This window comes from Burkholderia sp. Ac-20384 (assembly GCF_017104605.1).
In the GTDB taxonomy this organism is placed as follows: Bacteria; Pseudomonadota; Gammaproteobacteria; order Burkholderiales; family Burkholderiaceae; genus Burkholderia; species Burkholderia lata.
Map to the genome: position 1 here is coordinate 1 of NZ_JAAGPE010000122.1, position 20,948 is coordinate 20,948.

At 67.3% G+C, this 20,948-nt stretch carries 16 protein-coding genes; 10 read left to right on the plus strand and 6 right to left on the minus strand.

Features of this window, described 5'->3' with window-relative positions:
- The first annotated feature begins 25 nt into the window (after positions 1-25).
- Genes G3O00_RS22060 through G3O00_RS22070 form a run of 3 tightly spaced genes read left to right on the plus strand, consistent with a single transcriptional unit; the run spans position 26 to position 2,714 of the window.
- Entirely contained in the window at positions 26-418 is a 393-nt protein-coding gene (locus G3O00_RS22060; protein WP_206144329.1) for a DUF2069 domain-containing protein, read from the plus strand.
- 18 nt (positions 419-436) lie between these two features.
- Entirely contained in the window at positions 437-1,858 is a 1,422-nt protein-coding gene (locus G3O00_RS22065; protein WP_206144330.1) for an FAD-binding oxidoreductase, read from the plus strand.
- Between the two features lie 25 nt (positions 1,859-1,883).
- On the plus strand, positions 1,884-2,714 hold the full coding sequence (locus G3O00_RS22070) for a metallophosphoesterase (protein ID WP_174933999.1): 831 nt from the start codon (positions 1,884-1,886) through the stop codon (positions 2,712-2,714).
- Between the two features lie 59 nt (positions 2,715-2,773).
- On the opposite strand, the gene G3O00_RS22075 is transcribed toward G3O00_RS22070, so the two are convergent.
- On the minus strand, positions 2,774-2,926 hold the full coding sequence (locus G3O00_RS22075; RefSeq protein ID WP_163008969.1) for a hypothetical protein: 153 nt from the start codon (positions 2,924-2,926) through the stop codon (positions 2,774-2,776).
- A 117-nt stretch (positions 2,927-3,043) separates the two neighbouring features.
- On the minus strand, positions 3,044-3,985 hold the full coding sequence (locus G3O00_RS22080; RefSeq protein ID WP_011351759.1) for a LysR family transcriptional regulator: 942 nt from the start codon (positions 3,983-3,985) through the stop codon (positions 3,044-3,046).
- Positions 3,986-4,142: 157 nt separating this feature from the next.
- On the opposite strand from G3O00_RS22080, the gene G3O00_RS22085 reads away from it, so the two are divergent.
- From G3O00_RS22085 to G3O00_RS22100, 4 genes are read left to right on the plus strand one after another with little or no spacing between them, the layout of a single operon-like run.
- Positions 4,143-5,720, plus strand: a complete 1,578-nt coding sequence (locus G3O00_RS22085) for an efflux transporter outer membrane subunit (RefSeq protein WP_206144331.1) — start codon at positions 4,143-4,145, stop codon at positions 5,718-5,720.
- Between the two features lie 14 nt (positions 5,721-5,734).
- On the plus strand, positions 5,735-7,936 hold the full coding sequence (locus G3O00_RS22090; RefSeq protein WP_206144332.1) for an FUSC family protein: 2,202 nt from the start codon (positions 5,735-5,737) through the stop codon (positions 7,934-7,936).
- Positions 7,933-8,136: a DUF1656 domain-containing protein gene (locus tag G3O00_RS22095; protein WP_011351756.1), complete on the plus strand. Its 204-nt coding sequence runs from the start codon at positions 7,933-7,935 to the stop codon at positions 8,134-8,136. Before G3O00_RS22090 ends, G3O00_RS22095 begins: the two co-directional genes overlap by 4 nt.
- Positions 8,137-8,148: 12 nt before the next feature.
- On the plus strand, positions 8,149-9,024 hold the full coding sequence (locus G3O00_RS22100; protein ID WP_011351755.1) for an HlyD family secretion protein: 876 nt from the start codon (positions 8,149-8,151) through the stop codon (positions 9,022-9,024).
- 36 nt (positions 9,025-9,060) lie between these two features.
- Here G3O00_RS22100 and G3O00_RS22105 read toward each other — a convergent pair whose 3' ends face one another.
- Together G3O00_RS22105 and G3O00_RS22110 are read right to left on the minus strand one after the other, a co-directional pair.
- Positions 9,061-10,053, minus strand: a complete 993-nt coding sequence (locus G3O00_RS22105; protein ID WP_206144333.1) for an EpsG family protein — start codon at positions 10,051-10,053, stop codon at positions 9,061-9,063.
- A gap of 225 nt (positions 10,054-10,278) precedes the next feature.
- The gene (locus tag G3O00_RS22110) at positions 10,279-11,952 is read right to left on the minus strand and encodes a methyl-accepting chemotaxis protein (RefSeq protein ID WP_174933989.1); all 1,674 of its coding nucleotides are present in this window, start codon (positions 11,950-11,952) and stop codon (positions 10,279-10,281) included.
- Between the two features lie 407 nt (positions 11,953-12,359).
- Here G3O00_RS22110 and G3O00_RS22115 point away from each other — a divergent pair, with 407 nt between their 5' ends.
- Complete coding sequence (locus tag G3O00_RS22115) at positions 12,360-13,598, plus strand: MFS transporter (protein ID WP_206144334.1); 1,239 nt, start codon at positions 12,360-12,362, stop codon at positions 13,596-13,598.
- 74 nt (positions 13,599-13,672) lie between these two features.
- On the opposite strand, the gene G3O00_RS22120 is transcribed toward G3O00_RS22115, so the two are convergent.
- Complete coding sequence (locus tag G3O00_RS22120; RefSeq protein WP_206144335.1) at positions 13,673-14,470, minus strand: 5'-methylthioadenosine/adenosylhomocysteine nucleosidase; 798 nt, start codon at positions 14,468-14,470, stop codon at positions 13,673-13,675.
- Entirely contained in the window at positions 14,467-16,830 is a 2,364-nt protein-coding gene (locus G3O00_RS22125; RefSeq protein WP_205785066.1) for a UvrD-helicase domain-containing protein, read from the minus strand. The genes G3O00_RS22120 and G3O00_RS22125 overlap by 4 nt, the downstream gene beginning before the upstream one ends.
- Before the next feature lie 237 nt (positions 16,831-17,067).
- Here G3O00_RS22125 and G3O00_RS22130 point away from each other — a divergent pair, with 237 nt between their 5' ends.
- Both G3O00_RS22130 and galU read left to right on the plus strand, forming a co-directional pair.
- Positions 17,068-19,935, plus strand: a complete 2,868-nt coding sequence (locus tag G3O00_RS22130) for a valine--tRNA ligase (RefSeq protein WP_206144336.1) — start codon at positions 17,068-17,070, stop codon at positions 19,933-19,935.
- Positions 19,936-20,022: 87 nt separating this feature from the next.
- Positions 20,023-20,907: a UTP--glucose-1-phosphate uridylyltransferase GalU gene (gene galU / locus G3O00_RS22135; protein ID WP_174933983.1), complete on the plus strand. Its 885-nt coding sequence runs from the start codon at positions 20,023-20,025 to the stop codon at positions 20,905-20,907.
- The last annotated feature ends 41 nt before the right edge of the window (positions 20,908-20,948 follow it).

Genomic DNA, 20,948 nt, shown 5'->3' on the forward strand with positions numbered 1-20,948 from the left:
CCAGCGCCCAGGCCGCCGAGGCCGCATGAACGCCCCTGCCCGCCCCGTCGTCGCGGCCCGACCGCGCTATGCACTGGTCGCCATCGCGTGCCTCGTCGCGCTGATCGCGCTGTCGCTCGCGTGGGAGCTGTGGCTCGCACCGCTGCGCCCGGGCGGCTCCGCGCTGATGCTCAAGGCCATCCCGCTTGCGCTCGCGCTGCCCGGCGTCTGGCGGCGTAACATCTATACGATGCAGTGGGCGAGCATGCTGATACTCGTCTATTTCGCCGAAGGCGTCGTGCGCGGCATGTCCGATCGCGGGCTGTCCGCGACGCTCGGCTGGTGCGAGACCGCGCTTGCCGTCGTCTTCTTCGTGGCGGCGCTGGCGTACGTCGCGCCGTTCAAGCGCGCGGCGAAAAAGTCGCGCGCCGCGTCCTGACCCTTACGCGACAAGGTGATGATGTCCTCCGAAGCTTTCGTTTCCGCGTGCCGCGACGCGATCGGCGCCGACCATGTGCTGACCGACCCGCACGATACCGAGCCGTTCCTGACCGACTGGCGACGCCGCTACAAGGGTGCCGCGTGCGCGGTGCTGAAGCCCGCGAACACGGCCGAAGTCGCCGCGCTCGTCAAGCTGGCCAACGCACACGGCATCGCGCTCGTGCCGCAAGGCGGCAACACGGGCCTGGCCGGCGGCGCCACGCCCGACGCGAGCGGCAGCCAGGCCGTGCTGAGCGTCGCGCGCCTGAACCGCGTGCGCGCGCTCGATCCGCACAACAACACGATCACCGTCGAAGCCGGCGTGATCCTCGCCGACGTGCAGGCGCGCGCCCGCGAAGGCGGCCGGCTGTTCGCGCTGAGCCTCGCGGCGGAAGGCAGCTGCACGATCGGCGGCAACCTGTCGACCAATGCGGGCGGCACCGCGGTGCTGCGCTACGGCAACGCGCGCGAGCTGTGTCTCGGGCTCGAGGTCGTGACGCCGCAGGGTGAAATCTGGGACGGCCTGCGCGGACTGCGCAAGGACAACACGGGCTACGACCTGCGCGACCTGTTCATCGGCGCGGAAGGCACGCTCGGGATCATCACGGCGGCCGTGATGAAGCTGCATCCGCTGCCGGCCGCGCAGGTCACTGCGCTCGCCGCGCTCGAATCCCCGCACGCGGCGCTCGATTTCCTCGCGCTCGCGCAGCGCGCGGCCGGGCCGCTGCTGACCGGCTTCGAGCTGATGTCGGACTTCTGCATGCAGCTCGTCGGCAAGCACTACCCGCAACTGCGCTACCCGTTCGCGCAGACGCATGCGCAGACGGTGCTGCTCGAACTGTCCGACAACGAAAGCGAAGCGCATGCGCGCGCGCTGTTCGAGAAACTGATGGAAGAAGCGTTCGAGGCCGGGCTCGTGGTCGACGCGGTGGTCGCGGAGAATCTCGCGCAGTCGCGCGCGTTCTGGGACCTGCGTGAACACATCCCGCTCGCGCAGGCCGACGAGGGGCTCAACATCAAGCACGACATCGCGGTGCCGATTTCGTCGATCGCGCGCTTCATCGACGAGACCGACGCGGCGATCCAGCAAGCTGCGCCGGGCGCGCGGATGGTCACGTTCGGCCACCTCGGCGACGGCAATCTCCACTACAACGTGCAGATGCCCGAAGGCGGCGATGCGAAGGCGTTCCTCGCGGCGTTCCAGGCGCCGATCAACCGGATCGTCTACGACAACGTGCACCGCCACCACGGCACGATCAGCGCGGAGCACGGCATCGGCCAGTTGAAGATCGACGACGCGCAGCGTTACAAGTCGCCGGTCGAAACGACGCTGATGCGCACGCTGAAGACCGCGCTCGACCCGCGCGGCCTGATGAATCCCGGCAAGGTCCTGCGCTGAAGCCACCCATTCCGGAGCCACGCCCGTGAAAGTCCGTGTCCTGTCCGACCTGCATCTCGAAAGCAACCTGCCCGACGCGATCCCGCATGCGGACGCGGATCTCGTCGTGCTGGCCGGCGACATCCACAATCACGCGGAAGGCCTGCGCTGGGCCGCCGAGACGTTCGATTCCGCGGTGCCGGTGATCTACGTGCCAGGCAACCACGAGTACTACGACGGGGAATTCGGCGCGCTGGAGACGGCGATGCGCGATGCGGCGCAGGCGCTCGACAACGTGCATTACCTGAACAACGACGTCTACGTCGATCCCGCGCAGCGCTTTCGCGTGCTAGGCACGACGCTCTGGGCCGATTTTTCGCTGTTCGGCGCCGACGAAGCCAGCCTCGCCAGCTCGACCGAGGCCGGGCTGCGCGTGATGCTCGATTTCAAGGGATTGATCCAGGTGACCTGGCCGCATGACGCGGCGCTGCATGCGGCGCCGGGCACGCCGGAACGGGATTTCTCGCCGGCCGACGCGATCGCGCTGCATCGACGCAGCCGCGCGTGGCTCGAAGCGCAACTCGCGACGCCGTTCGCGGGCCAAACGATCGTCGTTACCCACCATGCGCCGCACCGGCGTTCGCTGGCGGAGCGCTATGCGGAAGATCTTGCGTCGGCGGGATTCGTGACGGACATGGCGGAACTCGTGCAGCCGCCGGTCAATCTGTGGCTCCACGGCCACACGCATACGTCATTCGACTATGTGGCAGACGGCGGCACACGCGTGGTGTGCAACCCGCGCGGCTACATCCACCGGCGCACCGGCGAACTGGAAAATACCGCGTTCGCGTGGGACAAGGTCGTCGAGCTCGGCTGATCGCCGGCCCGTGCGGCCGCGTTGCGCGGCCTTTTTCGACCCGGAGTGTGACCGCGGGATCAGCGGCCGGGGCGGCGTTGCTCGCGCACCCGCACCGGCACCGGCTTCATCTGCGCCTTCGCCTTCATCGCGCGCAGCAGGTCGCGGGTCGCCGCGGCGGCCGCGGCCGCGCCCAGCAGGACTCCAAGGCCGATCATCAGGTGCGTATCCATTGCTACTCCGGGGTTGCGTATCTCGTTAATTCCCACAGTATCAAACTGTCTGACACGCGTTCGTAAAAAAATGTTGCGTGAAGGACAAATCTCGTCAGATTGCGGTCAACCGCGCTGTCATGTCGCACGCGTGTACTGCTCGAGCGCGGCTTCGTCGGCGGCGAGCGTGGCCGGCAGTTCGTCGCGCAGGAAATCGACCCAGGTGCGAATTTTCGCGTCGAGGTACTGGCGCGACGGATACAGCGCGTAGATGTTCATCACGTGCGACCGGTATTCGGGCATCACGCGCACGATGTGCCCGCTGCGCAACCAGCCGATCGCCGAATAAAGCGGCAGACCGCCGATCCCCATCCCTTCCCGCACCGCGACAGCAAGCGCCTCGGCGACGTTCACGCGAAACGGTGGCGCCGTGATCGGGACGACTTCGTCGCCGTTCGGCCCCGCCAGCGCCCATTCGTCGAACTGGAAGCCCGGCGCGACCATCCCGAGGCATACGTGTTGCGCGAGATCCGCCGGCCGCTGCGGCACGCCGTGCGCCTCGACATAGTTGCGCGACGCGCACACCACGCTGTAGCTCTCGCCGAGCCGCTGCGACACGAGCCCCGAATCGGGCAGATCGCGGCCGACGACGATCGCGACGTCATACCCCTCGTCGAGCAGGTCGGGCATCCGCTGCGCGAGGGTCAGCTCGACATGCACGTCCGGGTAGCGCTCGCGATAGCGCGCGATGGCCGGCACCAGGTAGTGCTGGCCGAGGCTCGTGAAGCAATGCACCTTCAGCTTGCCCGACGGGCGCGCATGCGCGTCGCCCGCCTCGGCTTCGGCCTGGTCGACATACGCGAGGATCTGCTCGCAGCGCTGCAGGTAGCGCTCGCCGGCTTCGGTCAGCGCGATCCGGCGCGTCGTGCGGTTCAGGAGGCGCGTGCGCAGGTGCGCCTCGAGATCCGAGACCGCGCGCGACGCGTAGGCGGTAGTCGAATTCATCTGCTGGGCCGCCGCGGTAAAGCTTCCCGCGTCGACCACGCGGACGAATACCCGCATGTTTTGTAACGTATCCATCCCATTACCCGTTTGAATCCGGACGGATTGTTGCACAGAGGCGAACAAGTATTGTCTCAGGATTCGTAAAAATGACTTGCACCCTTGTCCATTTATTCAGGAATCGCTGAAAAATATAATCGCATCCGACTCATCTATATCCGAAAGGGAGAAAATCGTGCAGTCTCCGGCAAAAAAAGGGACGCTCGCACTGGCGGTTCTTGCAGTCTCATTAATAATGGCCGGATGCGCGAGCATGGGCGACAACAAGCCGCAGTCGGCTCGCATCGAAACGAATGCGCTCGATGCCGGCGCCGCGATCCGTGCGGCCGACCGTGACGCGGGCTGGCCCGCAGCCGACTGGTGGCGCGCCTACCGCGATCCGCAACTCGACGCCTGGATCGCCAACGCCCAGGCCGGCAACCCGACGCTCGCGGCCGCCGAGGCCCGGGTGCGCGAAGCGCAGGCAATGGCGCGCGTGGCCCGCTCGGCCGAGCTGCCGCAAATCAACGGCAACCTGTCGCTGATGCGCGAGCACTGGCCGGACAACGTGTATTACGGCCCTGGCCCGCTCGCGAACGCCGATACCTGGAACAACACCGGCACGCTCGGCCTGTCGTACCACCTCGACCTGTGGGGCAAGGACAAGAACGCGACCGAGCGCGCGCTCGATACCGCGCATGCGACCGCCGCCGACGCGCGTGCGGCCAAGCTCGAGCTCGAAGTCAACGTCGTGCGCGCATACGTCCAGATGTCGATGAACTATGCGTTGCTCGACCTCGCGCACGAAACGTTCGAACGCCAGCGCTCGCTGGCCGATCTCGCGCACAAGCGGCTGCAGGCCGGCCTCGGCACGCAGCTCGAAGTGAGCCAGGCGGAATCGACGCTGCCCGACTATGAGCGCCAGATCGACAGCTATGAGGAAGCGATCCAGCTCGCACGGCACCAGCTCGCCGCGCTGGCCGGCAAGGGCCCGGGTGCGGGCGACGCGATCAAGCGGCCGCAGCTGTCGCTCGATGCACCGGCCGGCCTGCCGTCGGCGATACCGGCCGACCTGCTCGGCCGCCGCCCCGACGTCGTCGCGGCGCGCTGGACGGTCGACGCGCAGGCGCGCGGCATCGATGTCGCAAAGGCGTCGTTCTACCCGAACATCGACCTGCTCGCGACGGTCGGCGGCTTCGGCGTGACCGCGCCGTTCACCGACTTCCTGCGCGCGATGAACGGCGGCTGGACCGCCGGCCCCGCGCTGTCGCTGCCGATCTTCGAAGGCGGCCGGCTGCGCGCGCAACTCGGCGCGGCGAATGCCGGCTACGACCAGGCGGTCGAGCGCTACAACCAGACGATCGTCGGCGCGCTCAAGGACATCGCCGACCAGGTCGTGCGGATCCGTTCGCTCGATACGCAGAAGAAGGACGCCGCACGCTCGGTGGCCGCCAACGACCGCAGCTACCAGCTGTCGCGCGAAGGCTTCCGCCGCGGGCTGACCGACTACGTGAACGTGCTGGTTGCGCAGCAGCAGTTGCTGCGCGCGCAGGAGACGGCCGCCCGCATCGATGCGGAACGCCTCGCCGTGCACGCGCAGTTGATGGCTGCGCTCGGCGGTGGTGTCGAGACCGGGACCGACGTGCCTCATGACGAATCCGTCGCAGGCGCAGCCGCGCCTGCCGCCGCGTCGGGTGCGAAGCCCGTGGCAGCAGTCGCCCGGCCCGCGCAGGTGGCCGCCGCCGGTGCGTCCGGCGTGCCGGCGGCACGGTAACGCGGAGCGACGCCATGTCAGCCTCCTCCCCCGCTTCCACGCCCGCTGGCGGCCCGTTCGCGGCCTGGACCGCCGCGTTCGGCGACTGGGCCCGCACCGACGGCGCCGCGTGGCTCTACCTGTTCAAGGCGCTGCTCGCGACCTTCATCGCGCTCGGCGTGTCGATGCGGCTCGACCTGCCGGCACCGAAGACGGCGATGACGACCGTCTTCATCGTGATGCAGCCGCAAAGCGGCGCCGTGCTCGCGAAGAGCTTCTACCGGGTCGCCGGCACGATCTTCGGGCTCATCGCGACGCTCACGTTCGTCGGGCTGTTCCCGCAGCAGCCGCAGCTGTTCCTGCTGGCGATCGCCATATGGATCGCGCTGTGCACCGCCGGCGCGGCACGCAACCGCAACTTCCGCAGCTACGGCTTCCTGCTGGCCGGCTATACGACCGCGCTGATCGGCCTGCCCGCGTCGCAACACCCGGACGGTGCATTCATGAGCGCGATGACACGCGTGTCCGAAGTCATCATCGGGATCGTGTCGGCCGGCGTCGTCAGCGCGCTCGTGTTTCCGCAGTACACGGGTGAGCAGATGCGCACGACGGTGCGCAAGCGCTTCGGCAGCTTCGTCGACTACGTCGCGTCGGCGCTGTCGGGCCAGCTCGACCGCGCGCACATCGAGACCATCCACACGCGCTTCGTCGCCGATGTGGTCGGCTTCGAGGCCGCGCGCAGCATGGCCGTGTTCGAAAATCCGGACACGCGCATGCGCAGCGGCCGCCTCGCGCGGCTGAACAGCGAATTCATGAGCGCGTCGAGCCGCTTTCACGCGCTGCATCAGTTGATGAACCGGCTGCACGCGGCCGGTGCGCAGGCCGCGATCGATGCGATCGAACCGTATTTCCGCGAAATCGCGCCGCTGCTCACGCGCCATGGCGAACCCGTGCGCACGTCGATCGACGCCGCGCACTCGGCCGAGCAACTGCTCGCGTGGCGCGACGCGCTGCCGCGCCGCATCCGCGCGACGCGTGCGGAACTCGAAACGCAGCCCGACTTCCCGCTGCTCGACTTCGACACGGCCGCCGAGCTGCTGTACCGCTTCATCACCGACCTGCAGGAATACGCGGCGACCTATGCGTCGCTCGCGACCGCGACGCACGAGCGCGAACGCTGGATCGAGCGCTACGAGCCGCGCACCAACCGGACGGCCGCCACGATCGCGGGGATCCGCACCGCGACGGTGATCCTCGCGCTGGGCTGGTTCTGGATCGAGACGGCGTGGCCGAGCGGCGTGATGCTGGTGCTGAACGCCGCGGCGACCTGCGCGCTCGCGTCGTCGGCACCACGCCCGACCGCGATGGCCGCACAGATGGGGATGGGCACGGCGCTGGCCGTTTGCACCGGCTTCCTGCTGATGTTCGGCATCTACCCGCGGATCGACGGATTCTGGCTGCTGTGCGCCGCGCTCGCGCCGTTGCTCGCAATCGGCATCTACATGACGCTGAAGCCGAAACTCGCGGGCTACGGGATGGGCTACCTGATCTTCTTCTGCTTCCTCGCCGGCCCCGACAGCATCACGCACTACGATCCGATGAGCTTCATGAACGACGCGCTCGCGCTGCTGCTGTCGATGCTGGTATCGGCGATCGCGTTCGCCGTACTGTTCCCGCCAACCGCGCCGTGGCTCAAGAAGCGGCTGTTCGCCGACCTGCGCCATCAGGCCGTCGCGGCCTGCCATGCGCGGCTCGCCGGCTTGCGCACGCGCTTCGAGAGCGGCGCGCGCGACCTGATGTACCAGGCGCACACGCTGTCGGCCGACCAGCCCGACGTGCAGCGCGACGCGCTGCGCTGGATGTTCGCGGTGCTCGAAACCGGCAACGCGGCCATCGACCTGCGTCACGAGCTGGCAACGCTGCCGTCCGACCCGCGCTATGCGCCGACGACGCCGTGGCGACGCGCGATCGAGACGATGCGCGCCGCGCTGTCGTCGCTGTTCACGCGGCCGGACACCGAACGCTTCGATGCCACGCTCGCCGCGGTCAACGACGCGATCGACGCGACCCGGCAGACGCTCGACGCGTTCACGCCGACGCGCGAGGAACGCCACCGGCTGCAGCGCATCCTGAGCCACCTGCATTTCGTGCGCACGGCGCTGCTCGATCCCGAATCGCCGCTCGCCGCGCTCAACCGCAACCGCCCCGTGCGTCCCCAACCAGGAGCCTCGTCATGATGCCGCGTGAAATCGCCATTCTCGATGCCTACATGCCCACGGTGGTGCTGATGTTCGTCCTGGGCGCGCTCGCGACCTGGGCCGTCGACCGCCTGCTCGCCTACACGGGCCTCTACCGTCTCGTCTGGCACCCGTCGTTGTTCCGGGCCTGCCTTCTCGTCTGCATTTGCGGCGGACTGAGTCTTGCCGTTTACCGTTGATTCCGAACCATCATGATTCTCAGAAAACTCTTCGGCTTCGTCGCGACCGCCGTCATTCTTCTCGTCGCGATCCTGATCGGGCGCTCGCTGTGGGTGCACTACATGGATGATCCGTGGACGCGCGACGGGCGCGTGCGCGCCGAGATCGTCAACGTCGCGCCGGACGTGTCGGGCGCGATCGTCGAGCTGCCCGTGCATGACAACCAGCTCGTCAAGAAAGGCGACCTGATCATGCAGATCGATCCGTCGCACTACCAGATCGCAGTCGAGCAGGCGCAGGCGGCCGTCGCCGCCCGCCGCGCGGAACTGCAGATGCGCCGCGACGACGCGGCCCGCCGCGCGGATCTCGATGCGCTCGTCGTGTCGAAGGAAAACCGCGAGAACGCCGCGCATAGCGCGTCGAGCGCCGATGCGCAGTACCAGCAGGCGATCGCCGCGCTCGATGCCGCGAAGCTCAACCTCGAGCGCACGCGCGTCGTCGCGCCGGTCGACGGCTACATCACGAACCTGCAGACGTTCAAGGGCAACTATGCGGTGGCCGGCCAGGCGAAGCTCGCAATCGTCGACAGCCATTCGTTCTGGGTCTACGGCTACTTCGAGGAAACCAAGCTGCCGCGCGTGAAGATCGGCGCGCCGGCCGAGATGCGGCTGATGAGCGGTGGCGTGATGAAGGGCCACGTCGAAAGCATCTCGCGCGGCATCTACGATCGCGACAACCCGCAGAGCCGCGACCTCGTCGCGGACGTGAACCCGACGTTCAACTGGGTGCGCCTCGCGCAGCGCGTGCCGGTGCGCATCAAGATCGACGACGTGCCGGCCGACGTGGTGCTGTCGGCAGGCACGACCTGCACGGTCATCATCGATCCGGACAAGCAGAAGAAGTCGTAAGCGCGGGACGGCCGGGCGGCCCCCCGCCCGGCTGCATCATTCCCAGAAGAACCGGTAAGGCAGGAACGGCGACGGGCCGAGCCCCGATTCGCCCAGCATGTTGCGCAACCGCATCGCGAAGCCGAAGGCGCCGATCACGACGAGTGCGGCGATCGCATACCGGCGCCGCACGTTCGGCACGCGTTGCAGCGGCACGAACTGGCAGCTCATCGCGAACAGCACGAGCCACTGGAAGCGCAGCCCCGCATAGCTGACGCGCGCGAGCGCGAAACTAGCGATCTCGCAGGCGAACAGGAACACGAGCGTGCGCGGCATGCGGGCAAGCAGCGCCCAGCCGGCCGCGAGGGTCAGCAGCGCGAGCGCGAGCGGCGCGCTGCCCGACATCTGCGCCGGCGGCGTGAATGCCGCATAGAGGCCGAATTTCGCCAGCAACGCCTCGTGATGCATCGCGAACAGCACACCGCCGATCGCGACCGCCAGCCCCGCATAGCGCAGCAGGCGCAACCGCCGCACCTGCAGCAGCACGACGAGCAGCACTGCCGACACGTGCACGCTGGCCGCCGCGGCCGTCAACGCGATCGTCGCACCTGGCCGCCTGCGCGCCCACGCGTCCGACGCGATCTTGGCCGCGCAGAACGCGAGACCATAGCGCAGCCCGCTCATCGCCATATCGTAGAAAAACAGCGGAAAGATCAGCGTGGCAAACACGCACGCGTCCTCGGCCGTCCGCCCGAACGCGACGACACATGCGATGACGATCAGCAGCGACAGGATCGCCGTCACGATGCGCGGGTCGTGCCCGACCCATTCGAGCGCGCGCACGAGCCACACGAAGCCGGGCTCGAGCGTGCGCGGCACGACCTTCAGGTTGCCGCTCCAGATGCCGGCGATGATGTCCTGGTAAATCGCCGTGTCGGTGCCCGTCCTGCCGCGCAGCACGGCGAACGTGGCGGCCGGTGCGATACCCGCCGCGAGCCAGCGCCACGCAGGCATGCGTGACCGCAAGCCAATCGCGGCGGAAACGAGCATGCACAGGTATCCGCTCAGGTAAATCGTCGCTGTCATTGTTATGAATGACCCGCTCGGCGCGAGGTCGCACCGGTGTCGATGCGCGCGCCGCGGGTTCTGCCCCCAACTGTGTGGAAGCGCATTGTAGGGGATTGCGCGCCGCGTGACTGCCGGTTTTGTCACCGAACAACAGGCGTGCGGCGCAATGCGCGCGTCGCGGGTGGCCGGCCCGCGACCGCGTGTCGCTCAGGCCGCGATGCGAAAGCGCCCGACCAGCGACTTCAACGCCTGCGCCTGCTCGTCGAGCGCGTTCGCCGCGGCAGCCGCCTGCTCGACGAGTGCCGCGTTCTGCTGGGTGCCGGCGTCCATCTGCGTGACCGCGCGGCCGATCTCGTCGATCCCGGCGCTCTGCTCGTCCGACGCAGCAGAAATTTCACCGATGATGTCGGTCACGCGCTTGACCGCGCGCACGACGTCACCCATCGTGCGGCCCGCATCGTGCGCGAGCGCCGCGCCGTTCGCGACACGCTCGACCGATGCGCCGATCAGTGCGCGGATCTCCTTCGCCGCGGTCGCCGCGCGCTGCGCGAGCAGGCGAACCTCGCCCGCCACCACCGAGAAGCCGCGCCCCTGTTCGCCGGCGCGTGCGGCCTCGACCGCCGCGTTCAACGCGAGAATGTTGGTCTGGAACGCGATCCCCTCGATCGTGCCGATGATGTCGCGGATGTTCTTCGCGCTGTCGTCGATCTCGCTCATCGTCGCCACCACACGCCCGACGACGTCCCCACCCGTCTCCGCAACAGCCGACGCATTGGCCGCGAGCGCGCTCGCCTGCCGCGCATTCTCGGCGTTCTGCCGTACGGTCGACGTGAGCTGCTCCATGCTCGCCGCGGTGCGTTCGAGCGCGACGGCCTGCTGCTCGGTGCGCTTCGACAGATCGAGATTGCCGGTGGAGATCTCGCCCGATGCGGCCGCGATCGCCTCGGCGCTGACGGCGATCTCGCCGACGGTCGCCGCAAGCCCCGTCTGCATCTCGGCCAGTGCACGCACCATGCTGTCGCGGTCGTGCCGGCCCAGCTTGATCGGTCGCGTCAGGTCGCCGCGCGCGATGTCCGCGGCGATCGCCTTCGCGTGCGCGGGCTCGCCGCCGAGCTGCGACGCGAGACGGCGCACGACGCGCTCGGCGATCACGATCGCGAGCACGATCAGCGCAACCGTCATCGCCGCGATCATCGCGAACGACGACGAGAAAATGGTGGCGGACGCATCGAGCGTGGCCTTCGACTTCGCACCGCGCGTCTTCACGAGTTCGGCGACGAGTTTCTCGAGCTTGCCAGTTTCGACCAGCAACGATACGTCCTGCGTGCCGACCTGCCAGTTCATCTGCGACAGGTCGAGCGGCTGTGCGCGCACGAGTTCGACGAAATCGCGCAGATGCGCGCTCCATGTGCCGACCGCCGTCGAGAATGCGCGCAGCCGCGCCGAATCGTCGGCATCGGCCGGATCTGCGTAGCGCTGCAGCGTGCCGAGCGCCTGGCCGATCGACGCGAGCCCCGCGCCCACCTCGGTGCCCAGTTCGTCGCGCTCCTTCGCGGTGGTCGCAGTCAGCAGCATCTTCTGGGCACGGCTCGCGCGCAGTACTTCGGCCCGAACCTCCTCGGCCGCGCGGCTCGCGACGTGGCCCTGCTCGTAGACCGACGCGATCGACGCATTCAGCCGGCTGATCTGCCAGAGCGAAAACATGCCGATCGCCAGCGTACCGGCGAGCAGGATCGCGAATGCGGCGCGCAACGCCGCCTTGACGGTCCACGGCCGGCGCTCGCGACGCACCGCCCGCAGGCGCCGGGCGGCGCGACCGGCGGCAACATCGGGTGCGGCGGGTGCCGCGCCTGGCTGTGGATGCAAAGATGCTGCTTTCATCGAACTATCCCCGTATTGATCACGCGGCCGGAAAGGTCGGTCCCGGCGTTCCCGCGATGGCTGGCCATGCCGCGCGTCCTGCGCCCGCACCGGCGGATAGCCGATGCCGGGCGCGGCGCGCCTGTTGTCATTGGGTCGTTCTACGGCCGCCACCGCCGTTTCTTGAGTCCGGGAAACCACGCACCGGCCCCGGTCGCGCGCCCGCTGACGGGCAGGCGCGCCGCCAGCGTTATACCCGGTCAAAAAAACGGGCACCGGACGATCCGTCAGATGAATGTCCGATTCACGATAAAACTTGTCCGGACATTCTCGATACGCCACATTACACTTCTTTGACGCAGCAACGATTCAAGACGCGCCACTCCCCAGCAGCGCGCGCCCGCCACCTCAACTCGTTCAGCTCTCACATGGAAACCAGCCTCGACACCGGCTCCGCCGGCGCAGCCGCCACCCAGCCGTCCGCGCCCCCCGTCGCCCGCACCGTGTACCCGGTGCTCGGCGCGATCAGCTTCTCGCACATGCTCAACGACATGATCCAGTCGTTGATCCTCGCGATCTATCCGATGCTCAAGAGCCAGTTCGCGCTGTCGTTCGCGCAGATCGGCCTGATCACGCTCACCTACCAGATCACCGCATCGCTGCTGCAGCCGCTCATCGGCCTCTATACCGACAAGCGTCCGAAACCGTATTCGCTGCCGGTCGGCATGGGCTTCACGCTCGCGGGGCTGCTGCTGATGTCGGTCGCGCCGAGTTTCCCGATGCTGCTGGTGGCCGCCGCGCTCGTCGGCTGCGGCTCGTCGGTGTTCCATCCCGAATCGTCGCGCGTCGCACGGATGGCGTCGGGCGGCCAGCACGGGCTCGCGCAGTCGGTGTTCCAGGTTGGCGGCAATGCGGGTTCAGCACTCGGGCCGCTGCTTGCCGCACTCGTGATCATTCCGCATGGCCAGCACAGCATTGCGTGGTTCTCGGCGGCCGCGCTCGTCGCGATGATCGTGCTCACGCAGATCGGCCACTGGTACAAGAAGCATCCGTCGATGAAGAAGAAGGCCGCGGCGGCCGGCCACCCGACGCTGTCGCGCGGCCGCGTGATGGGCGCGATCGGCGTGCTGGTGCTGCTCGTGTTCTCGAAGTACTTCTACCTCGCGAGCATCAACAGTTATTTCACCTTCTACCTGATCGACAAGTTCCACCTGTCGGTGCAGGCCGCGCAGATCCACCTGTTCGTGTTCCTCGCGGCCGTGGCGGCCGGCACGCTGATCGGCGGCCCGGTGGGCGACCGGATCGGCCGCAAATACGTGATCTGGGTATCGATCCTCGGTGTCGCGCCGTTCACGCTGCTGCTGCCGTACGCGAACCTGTTCTGGACCAGCGTGCTGACCGTGATCATCGGCATCGTGCTCGCGTCGGCATTCGCCGCGATCCTGGTCTACGCGACGGAGCTGATGCCCGGCAAGGTCGGGATGGTCGCGGGCCTGTTCTTCGGCTTCGCGTTCGGCCTCGGCGGAGTCGGCGCGGCCGTGCTCGGCCAGCTCGCCGACGCGACGAGCATCACGTTCGTCTACAAGGTGTGCTCGTTCCTGCCGCTGATCGGCGTGCTGACGGTGTTCCTGCCGAACCTCGAAAGCAGCCGGCGCAAGAAAGCGTGACGAGCCGGCCGCGGCGTGCGCGCCGCGGCCGGTCGAACGGCTTGAATGAAGGGATGAAGAAAACGACGGCGGCTTCAGGCCGCCGTCGTTGCATGCAGCGCCAGGAAACGCTTGAGGATGCCGGACGAATAGCTGCTCGCGATCGCCGACAGGAAGTGCGAGAACGACTGCGTCGCGTGATCGTCGGCCGTATCGGAAATCGTGCGCACGAGTGCGAACGGCACGTCGTGCTCCGCGCACACCTGCGCGATCGCGGCCCCTTCCATCTCGACCGCGAGCGCATCCGGCAGCGCATCACGCAACGCGACGACCTCGCGTTCGCTCGACACGAAGCGGTCGCCGCTGATGATGAGCCCCGCATGCAGCGTTGCGCCGGCCAGGCCGAAGCGCTCGGCGAACTGCGCCCCCTCTTCCGCGACGAATTCCGTACACGCGGCCCGCAAGCGGGCCGTCAGCGCCGCGTCGGTCGCGAAGCGCGTGATGCCGAGCAGCGGCACCTCGTAGCGCGGAAAGAGCGGCGACGCATCGAGGTCGTGCTGCAGCAGCGTATCGGCCACGACGACATCGCCGACGCGCACCGAGCGCGACACGCCGCCCGCGACGCCGGTAAACACGACGCCCGCCACGCCGAACACGTGGATCAGCGCGCTGACCGTCGCGGCGGCCGCGACCTTGCCGACCCGGGCGAGCGTCACGACACAGGCTGCACCGTGCACGGTGCCGACGTGATAATCGCGGCGGCCGAACGTGATCGTCCTCATCGCGCCGTCGGCGCGCATCGTGGCGATCAGGTCGCCGAGTTCCTCGGGCAGCGCAGCCAGAATGCCGAGCGGACGCGTCGAAACCGTACCCATCATGTCGATGCTCATCATTCCACCGCCTGCAGTTTCGCGACCGCCAGCGCGAGCCACTTCTCGCCGTGCCGCTTGAATTTCACCTGCGCCTTCGCATCGGTGCCGTTGCCTTCGAGCGCGGTGACCGTGCCTTCGCCGAACTTGGTGTGGAACACCTGCTGGCCGACCCGGAAACCGGCATCGGCCGCGCGCTGCTTGTTCGCGAACGCGGGCAACGGCGCGGATACGGCCGGATCGACGATCTGCTCGCGACTGCCGCCACCCGGCCGCGCGAACCAGTCGCGCCCGTACCCGGCGTTGTCCGACCGACCGCCCCAGCGCGAACCGGCCTCGACCTTCGGCGTCAGCCACTTGAGCACGTGCTCGGGCAGTTCGTCGAAGAAACGCGAGCGCACGTTGTAGCGCGTCTGGCCGTGCAGCATCCGGCTCTGCGCGAACGACAGGTAGAGCCGCTCCTTCGCGCGCGTGATCGCGACGTACATCAGCCGGCGCTCTTCCTCGAGGCCGTCCGATTCGAGCACGCTGTTCTCGTGCGGGAACAGCCCTTCCTCGAGGCCCGTGATGAACACGGCCGAGAATTCGAGCCCCTTCGCCGCGTGCACCGTCATCAGCTGCACGGCGTCCTGCCCGGCTTGCGCCTGGTTGTCGCCTGCCTCCAGCGACGCATGCGACAGGAAGCCGGCGAGTGGCGTCATCGTGTCGGGGTTCTGTGCCGGGTCGGCGGGCGACACCGGATCGAGCACGTCGACCGCCGGATCGTCCGTCGCGGTGCCGAGCTCGGGCGCCGCGATCGCGCCTGCGCGCAGCGGGATCGAACGGGCCGGCGTGTCGAGCCCGTAGCCTTCCTCGGCGATGAACGCGGTGGCCGCGTTGACCAGTTCCTGCAAGTTCTCGAGACGGTCCTGGCCTTCGCGCTCGCCCTGGTAGAAATCGGCGAGACCGCTGGCGCGCACGATGTGCTCGACGGTGTCGGGCAGGTTCATGTGCTGGGTATCCGCGCGCATCTTCGCGACCAGGTTCGCGAACCCGCCGAGGCTCGTGCCGGCCTTGCCGGTCACGTACGGAATCGCGGCGGCCATCGAGCAGCCGTACAGGCGCGCGGCGTCGGCCAGCTGCTCGATCGAGCGCGCGCCGATGCCGCGGGTCGGGAAGTTCACGACGCGCACGAACGCGGTGTCGTCATTCGGGTTGTCGATCAGGCGCAGGTACGCGAGCGCGTGCTTCACTTCCTGACGCTCGAAGAAGCGCAGGCCGCCATACACGCGGTACGGGATGCCCGACGACATCAGCGTGTGCTCGATCGAGCGCGACTGCGCGTTGCTGCGGTACAGGACAGCCACTTCGCTACGCGCCATCCCGGTGTTGATCAGCGAGCGGATCTCCTCGACGATCCAGCCGGCTTCCTGCGAATCGGTGCTCGCCTCGTACACGCGCACGGGCTCGCCGTGGCCGGCGTCGGTACGCAGGTTCTTGCCGAGACGGTGCGCGTTGTTCGAGATCAGCTGGTTCGCCGCGTCGAGAATGTTGCCGTGCGACCGGTAGTTCTGCTCGAGCTTGATCAGGTTGCGCACGCGGAATTCGTCTTCGAAGTCGCGCATGTTGCCAACGTTCGCACCGCGGAACGCGTAGATCGACTGGTCGTCGTCGCCGACCGCGAAGATCGCGTTCTCGCCGCCCGCGAGCATCTTGAGCCACGCATACTGCAGCTTGTTGGTGTCCTGGAACTCGTCGACGAGGATGTGCCGGAAGCGCGCCTGGTAGTGCGCGCGCAGCGGTGCGTTGTACGCGAGCAGTTCGTAGCAGCGCAGCAGCAGCTCGGGGAAATCGACGACGCCCTCGCGCTGGCATTGCTGGTCGTACGCCTGGTACAGCTCGACGAACTTGCGGTTGAAGTTGTCGGTCGCGTCGACCTTGTCGGGACGCAGCCCCTGCTCCTTCGCGTTGTTGATGAAGTACTGCACGTTCTTCGGCGGGTACTTTTCATCATCGACGTTCGCCGCCTTCATCAGCCGCTTGATCGCGGACAGCTGGTCGGCCGTATCGAGGATCTGGAAGGTCTGCGGCAGGCCGGCGTCACGCCAGTGCGTGCGCAGCATCCGGTTGCACAGGCCGTGGAACGTGCCGATCCACATCCCGCGCGTATCGATCGGCATCATCGCCGACAGGCGCGCCATCATCTCGCGCGCGGCCTTGTTCGTGAAGGTCACGGCGAGCACGGTGGGCGGCGATGCGTAGCCCTGCTGGATCAGCCACGCGATGCGGGTGATCAGCACGCGGGTCTTGCCGCTGCCCGCCCCTGCAAGGATCAGCGCCGGTTCGTTCGGCAACGTGACGGCGGCGAGTTGTTCGGGGTTCAGATTGGCGAGCAGGTCGGGCATGGAGCGGCAGCGAACGGGCGTGAGAAAAACGGACCCGCCATTATAAGTCCGACGGGAAGCTTGCCGTTCGCGATCGTTCGAGCCTGCCGCAACGGCCGCAGAGCACGCCGACACGGGTCACGTAATGTCCGGCAAATATAGGCGCGTCGATATCCACAACTCGCCTTCGATATAGACGCATCTATATAATTGTCAGATTCGGCATCCAATTCACGCATTTTTCGGCAGATTTCCAACATGAGCGACAACACGCTTGCGAAGAGTTTCGAGCCCCACACCATCGAGTCCCAATGGGGGCCGGAGTGGGAAAAGCGCGGCTATGCGGCCCCGGCCTTCGATCCGGCCCGCCCCGATTTCTCGATCCAGTTGCCGCCGCCGAACGTGACGGGCACGCTGCACATGGGCCACGCGTTCAACCAGACGATCATGGACGGCCTCACCCGCTACCACCGGATGCTCGGCGAGAACACGCTGTGGGTGCCCGGCACCGACCACGCGGGGATCGCGACCCAGATCGTCGTCGAGCGCCAGCTCGACGCGCAGGGCGTGTCGCGCCACGACCTCGGCCGCGAGAAGTTCGTCGAGCGCGTGTGGGAATGGAAGGAAAAATCGGGTTCGACGATCACCGGCCAGGTGCGCCGCCTCGGCGCATCGCCCGACTGGTCGCGCGAATACTTCACGATGGACGACAAGATGTCGGCCGCCGTGCGCGACGTGTTCGTCACGCTCTATGAACAGGGCCTGATCTACCGCGGCAAGCGCCTCGTCAACTGGGATCCGGTGCTGCTGACCGCCGTGTCGGACCTCGAAGTCGTGAGCGAAGAGGAAAACGGCCACCTGTGGCACATCCGCTACCCGCTCGTCGACGGCTCGGGCTCGCTGACCGTTGCCACGACGCGCCCGGAAACGATGCTCGGCGACGTCGCGCTGATGGTCCACCCGGAAGACGAGCGCTACGCGCACCTGATCGGCAAGCTCGTCACGCTGCCGCTGACGGGCCGCGAGATCCCGGTGATCGCCGACGACTACGTCGATCGCGAGTTCGGCACGGGCGTCGTGAAGGTCACGCCCGCGCACGACTTCAACGACTACCAGGTCGGCCAGCGCCACAAGATCGCGCCGATCGAGATCCTGACGCTCGACGCGAAGATCAATGACAACGGCCCCGAGCAGTATCGCGGCCTCGACCGCTTCGACGCGCGCAAGGCGATCGTCGCCGACCTCGACGCAGCGGGCTTCCTCGACTCGGTGAAGCCGCACAAGCTGATGGTGCCGCGCGGCGACCGCACGGGCGTCGTGATCGAGCCGATGCTGACCGACCAGTGGTTCGTCGCGATGACGAAGCCGGCGCCGGAAGGCACGTTCAATCCGGGCAAGTCGATCACGGAAACGTCCCTCGACGTCGTGCGCAGCGGCCAGGTCAAGTTCGTCCCGGAAAACTGGACGACCACCTATTACCAGTGGCTCGAGAACATCCAGGACTGGTGCATCTCGCGCCAGCTGTGGTGGGGCCACCAGATTCCCGCATGGTACGGCGAGAACGGCGAGGTGTTCGTCGCGCGCAACGAGGAAGAAGCGCGCACGCAGGCTGCCGCGAAGGGTTACACGGGTGCGCTGAAGCGCGACGAAGACGTGCTCGACACGTGGTTCTCGTCGGCGCTCGTGCCGTTCTCGTCGCTCGGCTGGCCGAACGAAACGCCTGAACTGAAGCACTTCCTGCCGTCGTCGGTGCTCGTCACGGGCTTCGACATCATCTTCTTCTGGGTCGCCCGGATGGTGATGATGACCACGCACTTCACGGGCAAGGTGCCGTTCCACACCGTCTACGTGCACGGCCTCGTGCGCGACGCGGAAGGCCAGAAGATGTCGAAGAGCAAGGGCAACACGCTCGACCCGATCGACATCGTCGACGGCATCGACCTCGACACGCTGGTCGCGAAGCGCACGACGGGCCTGATGAACCCGAAGCAGGCCGCGACGATCGAGAAGAAGACGCGCAAGGAATTCCCGGACGGCATCGCCGCGTTCGGCACCGACGCGCTGCGCTTCACGATGGCGTCGATGGCGACGCTCGGCCGCAACGTGAATTTCGACCTCGCGCGCTGCGAAGGCTATCGCAACTTCTGCAACAAGCTGTGGAACGCCACGCGCTTCGTGCTGATGAACTGCGAAGGTCACGACTGCGGCAGCGACAAGCCGGAAGTCTGCGGCGCGGGCGATTGCGGCCCGGGCGGCTACCTCGACTTCTCGGCGGCCGACCGCTGGATCGTGTCGCTGCTGCAGCGCACGGAGGCCGACATCGCGAAGGGCTTCGCCGATTACCGCTTCGACAACATCGCCAGCAGCATCTACAAGTTCGTGTGGGACGAGTACTGCGACTGGTATCTCGAACTCGCGAAGGTGCAGATCCAGAACGGCACGCCGGAACAGCAGCGCGCGACGCGCCGCACGCTGCTGCGCGTGCTCGAGACGGTGCTGCGCCTCGCGCACCCGATCATCCCGTTCATCACCGAAGCGCTCTGGCAGAAGGTCGCGCCGCTCGCGGGCCGCTATCCGCAGGGCAAGGCCGAGGGCGAAGCGTCGCTGATGACGCAGGCGTACCCGGTCGCGAACCTGCAGAAGATCGACGAGGCATCCGAACAGTGGGCGGCCGACCTGAAATCGATCGTCGACGCGTGCCGCAACCTGCGCGGCGAGATGAACCTGTCGCCGGCCACCAAGGTGCCGCTGCTTGCAGCCGGCGATGCCGAGCGCCTGCGCTCGTTCGCGCCGTACGTTCAGGCCCTCGCGCGCCTGTCGGAGGTGCAGATCCTCGCGGACGAAGCGGCGCTCGACAAGGAAGCGCACGGTGCGCCGATCGCGATCGTCGGGCCGAACAAGCTGGTGCTGAAGGTCGAGATCGACGTCGCGGCCGAACGCGAGCGCCTGTCGAAGGAGATCACGCGCCTGACGAACGAGATCACGAAGTGCAACGCAAAGCTCGGCAACGAGGCATTCGTCGCGAAAGCGCCGCCGGCCGTGGTCGAACAGGAGCAAAAGCGCGTCGCGGAATTCCAGAGCACGCTCGAGAAACTGCGCGCGCAACTCGATCGGTTGCCTGCGTAACAAAGGGTAAGGTCGTTTGCGTTCACTATAATGGGGACGTGAACATAGACCGTCTGACAAGTCGATTACAGGAATAAAGGTTCGATCATGTTGAAAGTTACCAAGGCAGTGTTCCCTGTTGCCGGTCTCGGCACGCGGTTCCTCCCGGCAACGAAAGCGAGCCCGAAGGAAATGCTGCCGGTCGTCGACAAGCCGCTGATCCAGTACGCAGTCGAGGAAGCGATCGCCGCCGGCATCACCGAGATGATCTTCGTCACCGGGCGCAGCAAGCGCGCGATCGAGGATCACTTCGACAAGTCGTATGAAGTCGAGGCCGAACTCGAGGCGCGCGGCAAGGAAAAGCTGCTCGAGCTCGTGCGCAGCATCAAGCCGAGCCATGTCGACTGCTTCTACGTGCGCCAGCCGGAAGCGCTCGGCCTCGGCCATGCGGTGCTGTGCGCGGAAAAGCTCGTCGCCGACAACCCGTTCGCGGTGATCCTCGCCGACGACCTGCTCGACGGCAACCCGCCCGTGATGAAGCAGATGGTCGACGTGTTCGACCACTATCACAGCTCGGTGATCGGCGTCGAAGAGATCCCGCCGTCGGAGACGAAGTCGTACGGGATCGTCGACGGCAAGGAGTGGGAGGAGTCGATCGTCAAGATGTCGGCGATCGTCGAGAAGCCGGCGCCGGAAGTCGCGCCGTCGAACCTCGGCGTGGTCGGCCGCTACATCCTGAAGCCGCGGATCTTCGAGCACCTGCGCGCGCTGAAGCCCGGCGCGGGCGGCGAGCTGCAGCTCACCGACGCGATCCAGGCGCTGCTCGCCGATGAGCAAGTGCTGGCCTACAAGTACCAGGGCACGCGCTACGACTGCGGCAGCAAGCTCGGCTACCTGAAGGCGACGGTCGAATTCGCACTGCGCCATGCGGAAGTCGGCGCGGAGTTCGACACGTACCTGCGCACGCGCAACGGCGGACGCCAGGCCGACTGAACGCGGCAAGGGCACCAGGGCTCGCTCCGGCGAGCCCGCCC